The organism is Kitasatospora sp. NPDC057198, from assembly GCF_042670125.1.
GTDB lineage: Bacteria > Actinomycetota > Actinomycetes > Streptomycetales > Streptomycetaceae > Kitasatospora.
In genome coordinates this window covers 1-8,677 of sequence record NZ_JBHUWH010000343.1, presented here as the reverse complement: position 1 = coordinate 8,677, position 8,677 = coordinate 1, and the positions used below count along the sequence as shown (strand labels likewise).

The 8,677-nt window shown below is 76.5% G+C and carries 7 protein-coding genes and 1 pseudogene; 4 read left to right on the top strand and 4 right to left on the bottom strand.

Annotated elements, in window-relative coordinates; all coding sequences use genetic code 11:
- From ACFUEL_RS29290 to ACFUEL_RS29280, 3 genes and pseudogenes are all read right to left on the bottom strand, one after another.
- Positions 1–565: pseudogene (locus ACFUEL_RS29290) on the bottom strand (hypothetical protein); the annotation flags it as partial.
- A 74-nt stretch (positions 566–639) separates the two neighbouring features.
- Positions 640–2,205 carry a DUF3492 domain-containing protein gene (locus ACFUEL_RS29285; protein WP_380239784.1) on the bottom strand — a complete coding sequence of 522 codons (1,566 nt, stop codon included), beginning with the start codon at positions 2,203–2,205 and terminating at the stop codon, positions 640–642.
- Positions 2,206–2,529: 324 nt separating this feature from the next.
- Positions 2,530–3,447 carry an alpha/beta fold hydrolase gene (locus ACFUEL_RS29280; protein ID WP_380239783.1) on the bottom strand — a complete coding sequence of 306 codons (918 nt, stop codon included), beginning with the start codon at positions 3,445–3,447 and terminating at the stop codon, positions 2,530–2,532.
- A gap of 233 nt (positions 3,448–3,680) precedes the next feature.
- Here ACFUEL_RS29280 and ACFUEL_RS29275 point away from each other — a divergent pair, with 233 nt between their 5' ends.
- The 3 genes from ACFUEL_RS29275 (at position 3,681) to ACFUEL_RS29265 (ending at position 5,103) form a co-directional block, all read left to right on the top strand.
- Positions 3,681–4,337, top strand: coding sequence for a TetR/AcrR family transcriptional regulator (locus ACFUEL_RS29275; protein WP_380239782.1), 657 nt, complete (start codon positions 3,681–3,683; stop codon positions 4,335–4,337).
- Between the two features lie 141 nt (positions 4,338–4,478).
- Positions 4,479–4,706 carry a DUF3107 domain-containing protein gene (locus ACFUEL_RS29270; protein ID WP_030459953.1) on the top strand — a complete coding sequence of 76 codons (228 nt, stop codon included), beginning with the start codon at positions 4,479–4,481 and terminating at the stop codon, positions 4,704–4,706.
- A 121-nt stretch (positions 4,707–4,827) separates the two neighbouring features.
- Positions 4,828–5,103 (top strand): hypothetical protein, encoded by a 276-nt coding sequence (locus tag ACFUEL_RS29265; RefSeq protein WP_380239781.1) that lies wholly within the window; start codon positions 4,828–4,830, stop codon positions 5,101–5,103.
- Between the two features lie 59 nt (positions 5,104–5,162).
- On the opposite strand, the gene ACFUEL_RS29260 is transcribed toward ACFUEL_RS29265, so the two are convergent.
- On the bottom strand, positions 5,163–5,888 hold the full coding sequence (locus ACFUEL_RS29260; protein ID WP_380239780.1) for a ferritin-like fold-containing protein: 726 nt from the start codon (positions 5,886–5,888) through the stop codon (positions 5,163–5,165).
- A gap of 571 nt (positions 5,889–6,459) precedes the next feature.
- Between ACFUEL_RS29260 and ACFUEL_RS29255 the strand changes: the two genes are divergently transcribed.
- A partial coding sequence (locus tag ACFUEL_RS29255; protein WP_380239785.1) for a DEAD/DEAH box helicase occupies positions 6,460–8,677 on the top strand: 2,218 nt, incomplete at its 3' end.

Genomic DNA, 8,677 nt, shown 5'->3' with positions numbered 1-8,677 from the left:
GGGCCGGCGCGGCCCACGGGAACGGACCCCGCCCGGACGCCCGCGCCACCTCCCCGCCGCCCGCCTCCCCGTCGTCCGGATCCCGGCCGCCCGGATCCCAGCCGTCCCAGTCCCGGTCCTCCGGGTCCCCGCCCTCCGGTGCCCGGTCGCGCCGGGCCGTCAGCAGGCCCGCGGCCGCGCCGAGCAGCACCGCGAGCGCCCCGCCGGGCAGGCCGCCGGGCACCGTCGCGGGGAGCAGCGGCAGCAGGTGGGCGGCGGCGCCGCGCAGGGCGGCGAGCGGGAGGGTGCGCGGCGGTTCGGCGGGCGGCAGCGGTTCGCGGACGGGCGGGCGGCGCGGGACGCGGGCGTACAGCTCCTCGGCGAGGCCGAACACGTCGGCGTGCCGGTAGCGGGCGGCGCCGTCGGCGGCCAGGCCGGAGTCCTCCAGGGCGGCGGCGATCTCCAGCGGGTCGACCGCCTGTTCGCACAAGTCCCGGTTGGCGTCCAGGAGTTCGCGGACGGGGTCGGCGGGGGTGCCGCTCCCGGCGGCCCCGACGGTCCCGGCGCTGCCTGCGACCCCGGCCACCCCGGCAGCCCCAGCGGCCCCGGCGCTGCCTGCGCTGCCTGCGCTGCCTGCGGTCCCGGTCGCGGAGGGGCCGGTCACAGCGCCTCCGCGAGGGCGGGCCCGGCGGCCCTCGGGGCCTTCTCGGCCGGCACCGGGGTCTCGCCGCCGGCCACCCAGTACTCGGCGGGGCGGGCGAACGGCCGGGCCCGGGTGCCGGGGCGGGCCGGGAAGGCCGGGTAGCGGGAGACCAGGTCGAGGTAGATCTCGCGGAAGGCGCCGACCACGGGCTCCACGGCGAAGCGTTCCTGCGCCCGCAGCCGGCCGGCCAGGCCGAGCCGGGAGCGGCGTTCGTGGTCGGTGAGCAGGGCGAGGCAGGCGGTGGCGAGGGCGCGCGGGCTGCGCGGCGGCACCAGCAGGCCGGTGGGGCCGAGCACCTCGCGGGCGACGCCGACTTCGGTGGCGACCACGGCCCGGCCGCTGAGCATGGCGTCGGCGAGCAGCCGCGGGCTGCGCTGGGCGAGCGCGCTGAACACCACGGCGCTGCCGGACTCCCACGCCTCGGCCGAGCTGTCCGGCCGTCCGGCGAACTCGACGTCCGCCGCGATGCCGAGCCGTTCGGCGATCGCCTCGCAGTGCGCGAGGTAGCCGGGCGCGCCCTCCTCGCCGTACATCCGGAGTCTGGCGGCGGGCAGTTCGGCCCGGACCCGGGCGAAGGCGTGCAGCATCAGTTCGGGGTCGCGGCCGGGTTCCAGCGCGCCGGCCCAGACCAGGGTGGGCGCCTCGGGTTCGGCCCCGGCGGCGGGCCGGCCGGTGGCGGCGGTGCCCTCGTGGACGATCCGGGTGCGGGCGGCGTCGCCGCCGCAGCGCTGCTGCCACTGCCGGTCGTACTCGCTGCCGGGGGTGAGCACGGCGGCCCGCCGGTAGGTCTCCTCGGTGAGCTGCCGGAAGAAGGAGAGCAGCAGGGCGCGCACCGGCCAGCGGTAGGGGGCGCTGCGGTAGCCGCGGTACTGCTCGCGCAGGTGCAGGCCGTGCTCGGTGACCACGAACGGGACGCCGTGCAGCTCGCGGGCGACCAGCGCGGGCAGCGCGGCCGGCCCGCCGCCGACCACGTGGCACAGGTCGGCGCCGCCGAGCCCGGCCGTCCCGGTGCCGTACCAGGGCGCGGACAGCGGCCGCAGGCACTGCTCCAGCAGGTCGGCGGCGACCAGCACGTCGCACACCAGCGGCTGGCCGCCGGCGGTGTCGGCGCCGGGCGTCCGCCAGGCCCGCTCCAGCGCGCGGTGGGCGTGGCCGGAGGCGAGGAACGCGGGCAGCGCCCCGTCCTCCCGCCCGAGTTCGGCGAGCCGGTACAGCGCGGGCCCGAACCCGGCCCGCTCGCCGGGCATCACCAGGGCGCGGACGAGTTCCCCGTACGCCTTGGCGTACGCCCGGCGGCGCAGCGCGGTCGGTCCGCGCCCGCCGGGGCGGCGGCCCCACATGGGCAGTTCGTGCACGCCGTGCAGGCCGCGGACGCCGGTGGGCGGGGCGGGGCGGTCGGCGGGCAGCAGCCGGTAGAGCCGGAACTCGTGCTCGGGCAGTCCTTCGACCAGCCGGCCGCACCAACCACCTTCGCCACGCTGCGCGTTGGTGGGGGTGCCCTCGGTGAGCAGAGCGATGCGCACGACGCCTCCAGAGCGTTTCCACTGGGTTCACGGCCCTACGACACAGGGGAGTGCGTCCGTGCTCGACGACCGCCCGGCCGGTGTCCGCTCCCCGCGGCCACCGCCCTCGCCGTCTCGCCCCCCACACCTGTTCGGTCCGACAACACGACGGTAGAGCGCCGGGCCGAGCCCCCTAGGGGCCCGGCCCGGCTTGCCACACCATCGAGTGAACGCCCGTGTCCTCGCGCGTCCCGGTTCCGTTTTCGGCCTTCGCGTTCCGTGCGCCCCGCGTGCGCCAGGCCCGCGGCGGGCCCGCGGCGGGCCCGCGGCGGGCCCGCGGCGGGCTCAGCCCAGCCGGTCGGCCTCCGCGAGCAGTTCCCGCACCGCGCGGGCGACCGGCTCGGGGTGCTCCAGCATCGCCACGTGCCCGGAGTCGGGCAGCACCAGCAGCCGGGCGTCCCGGAACGCGGCGCAGGCCCGCCGGGCGGAGCGGTAGGAGACCAGCTTGTCCTTGAGCCCGTAGACCAGCAGCACCGGCGCGGTGACCTGCTCGGCCTGCCGCCACAGCGACTGCTCGCCGCGCTCGGTGTACGCGCTGACGATGCCGCGCGCGGACCCGGCCAGCACGCCCAGGGCGTACGGGAGCGCGGAGCGGCGGCGGTACTCGGCGACCGCGCGGGCCCGGCGGTGGGCGGGGATGCCCGCGGGGTCGCCGTAGACCAGGCCGAGCAGGTCGGCGGTGGCGGACTCCGGGTCGGCGGCCGGCCCGCGGCGGCGGACCAGCTCGGCGACGCCGGGCACGGCCAGCAGCCCGGTGGACCAGGCGGTGCGCTGCGGGGGCAGCTCGGGCAGCGCCGGGGAGATCAGGGTGAGGCTGCGCACCAGGTCGGGGCGGAGCGCGGCGAGCCGGACGGCGACCGCGCCGCCGAGCGAGTTGCCGAACAGGTGGACCGGGCCGCGGCCGGTCTCCTCCAGGTACCCGATGACGGCGCGGACGTGCCCGGAGAGGGTCAGGTTCCCGTCCAGCGGCGGGGCGGAGTGGCCGAAGCCGGGCAGGTCGACGGCCTCGCCGTCGACGTCGTCGGCGAGCAGGTCGAGCAGCTCGAGCCAGTTGTCGGCGGACCCGCCGAGACCGTGCACGAACAGGGCGGGCGGCAGGCCGTCACGGGGTTCGGAGTGCCGGCTGACGGCCAGGACCGCTCCGGGCACCTCGACGGTGCGGTGCGGCTCCAGGGCGGCGAGGGGGTGCTGGGAGGCGCTCATGGAGCACGATGGTAATGAGCGCGGGGGCGGCCGCCACGGCCGGTCACGGGCCCGTGCTGCCCCCGTCACGAGCCCGTCTCGACCCGTGGACAGCGGGGGTCCGGGTCGTATTGTGGGGTCCCGACAAGGGCGGTTGTGCGCTTTACTCGGCTTCACCCGCGCGCGAGCGGGTTACCGAAAAGTAGAATCAATCACCCCGCCAGTCCACCGCAGACCGTGAAGTGAGGAGCGCCGTGACGGCCATCCAGGAGGCGCAGGAGCGCCCGCGCGGTGCCCGCCTGCCGCGAAGCGCCCGCCGTGAACAACTGCTCGGAGCCGCCCAGGAGGTGTTCGTCGCCCAGGGCTACCACGCCGCGGCGATGGACGACATCGCCGAGCGGGCCGGCGTCAGCAAGCCGGTGCTGTACCAGCACTTCCCGGGCAAGCTGGAGCTCTACCTCGCGCTGCTCGACAAGCACTGCGACGCCCTGGTCGACGGCACCCGGGCCGCGCTGGAGGCGACCAGCGACAACAAGCAGCGCGTCGCCGCCACCATGGAGGCGTACTTCCACTACGTCTCCAGCGAGTCGGGCGCGTTCCGGCTGGTCTTCGAGTCGGACCTGACCAACGACCCGGCGGTGCGCGAGCGGGTCGACCGGGCCACCGACCTGAGCGCGACGCTGGTCTCCAAGGTGATCGCCGAGGACACCGACCTGCCCGAGGCCGAGGCCAAGCTGCTCGCGGTCGGCGTCTGCGGCCTGGCCCAGATCACCGCCCGGTACTGGCTCACCCAGGACGGCGACATCCCGCGCGAGGAGGCCGTCCGGCTGGTCGCCAGCCTGGCCTGGCGCGGTCTGAAGGGCTTCCCGATGCACCCCGCGCAGGAGGGTTCCGCCGAGTCGGCGGACTGAACCGGGATTCGGCCCTGAGCGGACCGGCCCCCGACCTTCGCCTACCGGCCGGGTCACTGCCTTAAGGTGATGCCCGTACGGCGCGCCCACCGCGATCCGCGGTCGGGGCGCGCGCGGCCAGCTACCGGAGGGACGGAAGCCGTGGAGGTCAAGATCGGGGTGCAGAACGCGAACCGGGAGATCGTCCTGGAGAGCGCGCAATCTGCCGAAGAGGTCGCGGACGCGGTCGCCAAGGCCCTGGACGGCACCAGCAAGCTGTTCACCCTGGTCGACGAGCACGGCCGCCGGGTGCTGGTGCCGGCCGAGCGCCTCGCGTACGTCGAGATCGGTGAGCCGTCCGTCCGCAAGGTCGGTTTCGGCACGCTCTGAGCGCGCGACCGCGGCGCCCCGTTCCCCCGCCGGGGGGACGGGGCGCCGTGCTGTGCGTACCGGCGGGCCCGAGCGGGTAGGCGGAGGGCTGCCGCAGCGTCGCAGGACCCGGGAGGCAGCCGTGTGGGAGACGATCACGTCCGTCCTGATCGGGCTGGCCGTCGGGATCGGCGCGCTCCTGCTCCGGCCGGACCTGTACCCGGGCCCGCGCGCGCTGCCCGTCGGCACGGCGCTGGTCGCCGCGGTGCTGACCGACCGGATCGGCCACTACGTGATGGACGGGCACGTGCCGCTGGTCCGGCTGGCGGTCTCCGCCGCGGTGTCGGCCCTGCTGGTCTCGGTGCCGGCCCGCCCCGACCTGAAGCCCGGCCGCGGCGGCCGGCACCGCCACGTCTGAGCGGTCCGCCACGTCTGAGCGGTCCGGCCTCCCCGGTCCCGTCCGGGCCGCTCGGCGTCTCAGGAGGCCAGGCCGAGCGCCGCCATCCGCTTGGTGTGGGTCTCGGTGATCCGGTTGAACATCTTGCCGACCTCGACCAGGTCGAAGCCGCGCACCCGCGCACCGCCGACCAGCAGGTTGGACAGCGCGTCGCGCTCGGCGACCACCCGCTGCGCCTGGCTGAGCGCCTCGCCCATCAGCCGCCGCCCCCACAGCGCGAGCCGCCCGCCGACCCGCGGGTCCTCGGCGATCGCCTGCCGCACCCGCTCGACCGCGAACTCGGCGTGCCCGGTGTCGGCCATCACCCGCAGCACCAGGTCCCGGGTGTCGTCGTCGAGCCGGACGGCCACCTCGCGGTAGAAGTCGGTGGCGATCGCGTCGCCGACGTACGCCTTGACCAGGCCCTCCAGCCAGTCGGACGGGGCGGTCATCCGGTGGAAGTTCTCCAGCGGCTCGACGAACGGCTCCATCACCGCGACCGGGTCGGCGCCGACCTCGACCAGCCGGTCGTGCAGCAGCTGGTGGTGCTGGAACTCGGCGGAGGCCATCCGGGCCAGCGCGGCCTTCTCCGCGATGCCGGGCGCGAACTTGGCGTCCTCGGCCAGCCGCTCGAAGGCGCTCAGCTCGCCGTACGCGAGGGCGCCGAGCAGGTCCAGCACGGCCGCCCGGTACTGCGGGTCGGCCGCCCGGGCCGCCCAGGGGCCGATCGATTCGGTGGGCTCGTCAGCGGGTTCCGGAGTCTCCATGGCACCGACCTTAGTCCGCCCGGCGGACCCGGCGGACGGCCCCTCGGGGCTGCCGCCGCCCGGGTGCGGCCGGTCGGAGTAGCGACCGTCACGTGTTCGAGTCGTCGCTTGACTGTATGGTAGGTGGTGAGGCCAGGTGTGAACCGGCGCGGCCCGACCGTCCAACGGCAGGCCGCGCGGTCGTGCCCGGCGGCGTTCAGCCGCCCGGTGCAGCACCCGGCGCTCACGTACGCGGATGCCCGGTCGGAGACCCGATCGGCTCCGACCTGGCCCGAGCCTCGGGCCCAGGCACCGCATCAGGCCGAGCGAGGGCCGCCGCGGACCGCGCCGACAGCGCGCCGCACGACCCGTCAACGGGACGCCCTCCCCCGCGCCGCCCGCCCGACGCGCCCCGCACGGGGCCACCGGGCACGGCAGGACGCGTTCACTCGGCCCTCCACATGGAAGAGGCAGCACCCTGTCCACCACCGTTGAACCCACCAAGACGACCTTCCGCGAACTCGGCGTCCTCGCGGAGACCGCCGAGGCCCTGGAGGCCGTGGGCATCGTCCACCCGTTCCCGATCCAGGAGATGACCCTGCCGGTCGCGCTGACCGGCCACGACGTCATCGGCCAGGCCAAGACCGGCACCGGCAAGACCCTCGGCTTCGGCCTCCCGCTGATCGAGCGCGTCGTGGTCAAGGCCGACGTCGCCGCCGGCCGGGCCACCGCCGAGCAGCTCTCCGAGAGCCCGCAGGCGCTCATCGTCGTCCCCACCCGCGAGCTCTGCACCCAGGTCACCAACGACCTGCAGACCGCCGGCAAGACCCGCGACGTGCGCGTGCTGGCCGTCTACGGCGGCCGCGCGTACGAACCGCAGGTCGAGGCCCTGAAGAAGGGCGTGGACATCGTGGTCGGCACCCCCGGCCGCCTGCTCGACCTGGCCGGGCAGCGCAAGCTCGACCTGTCCAAGGTCCGCGCGCTGGTCCTGGACGAGGCCGACGAGATGCTCGACCTCGGCTTCCTGCCGGACGTCGAGAAGATCATCACCATGCTGCCCGCCAAGCGGCAGACCCTGCTCTTCTCGGCCACCATGCCCGGCCAGGTCATCTCGCTGGCCCGCCGGTACATGACCCAGCCCACCCACATCCGCGCCGCCGCCCCGGACGACACCGGCGCCACCGTCGCCAACATCGAGCAGCACATCTTCCGCGCGCACTCGCTCGACAAGGTCGAGATGGTCTCCCGGATCCTGCAGGCCGACGGCCGCGGCCTGGCGATGATCTTCTGCCGCACCAAGCGCACCGCCGCCGACGTCGCCGAGCAGCTCACCAAGCGCGGCTTCGCGGCCGGCGCGGTGCACGGCGACCTCGGCCAGGGCGCCCGCGAGCAGGCGCTGCGCGCCTTCCGCAACGGCAAGGTCGACGTCCTGGTCTGCACCGACGTCGCCGCCCGCGGCATCGACGTCGAGGGCGTCACGCACGTCATCAACTACCAGTGCACGGACGACGAGAAGACCTACCTGCACCGGGTCGGCCGCACCGGCCGGGCCGGCGCCTCCGGCACCGCCGTCACCCTGGTCGACTGGGACGACATCCCGCGCTGGCAGCTCATCAACAAGGCGCTGGACCTGCCGTTCAACGACCCGGAGGAGACCTACTCCAGCTCTCCGCACCTCTACGAGCTGCTGCGCATCGCCCCCGGCACCAAGGGCGTCCTGCCGCGCTCCGAGCGCACCCGGGCCGGCCTGGCCGCCGAAGAGGTCGAGGACCTCGGCGAGACCGGCGGCCGCGGCGGACGCGGTCGCGGCGGACGTGACGCCTCCCGCGACTCCCGCGACTCCCGTGACGGGCGCGACTCGCGTGGCGGGCGGGGCGGCGCCCCCGAGAGCCCGGCTCCCGCCGAGCGCCCGTCCCGCCGCTCCCGCGAGCGCCGCCGCACCCGCGGCGGCAGCACCGCCGCCGCCGTGACGCCCGAGACCCAGTCGGTCGAGCAGCCGCAGTCCGCCCCGGACCACGGCCCCGCCGCCGCCCCGGTCGAGGGCCGCAGCCCGCGCCGCCGCAACCGCAACCGCCGGGGCGGCTCGGCCGCGGCGGTCGAGACCGCCGCCGTCCCGACCCCGGTCGAGACCCCCGCGCCCGTCGCGGAGGCCCCCGCCACCGGGGAAGCCCCCGCCCGCACCCCGCGCAAGCGCACCCGCAAGGCCGCCGACCCGGCCCCCGCCGTGGAGACGGCCGCTGCCCCCGCGCCCGTCGCGGAGCCGGTGACCGTCACGGAGCCGGTCGCCGCCGAGCCGGTCGCCGCCGAGCCCGTGATCCGCTCCCGGACGCCGCAGCAGCGGGCCGTCCGCAAGCCGATCACCTCCCTGGTGGCCCCGGCCGCGGAGGCCGCAGCCGCCCCGGCCCCGCGCAAGCGGGCCACCAAGAAGGCTGCCGCCGCGGTGGAGGCTCCGGTCGAGGAGACCGTGGCCGCCCCCGCACCGCGTAAGCGCACCACCAAGAAGGCCGCCGCCGCGGTGGAGGCCCCCGCCGAGGAAGCCGCAGCCGCCCCGGCCCCGCGCAAGCGGGCCGCCAAGAAGGCCACCGCCGCCGTGGAGGCCCCGGTCGAGGAGACCGTGGCCGCCCCGGCCCCGCGCAAGCGCACCACCAAGAAGGCTGCCGCTGCGGTGGAGGCTCCGACGGTCGAGGCCGCTGCGGTCGAGACCCCGGCTCCCCGCAAGCGCACCACCAAGAAGGCCGCCGCCGCGGTGGAGGCCCCCGCCGAGGAAGCCGCAGCCGCCGACTCCCACGCAGTCAGCGGCATCGTCCGGC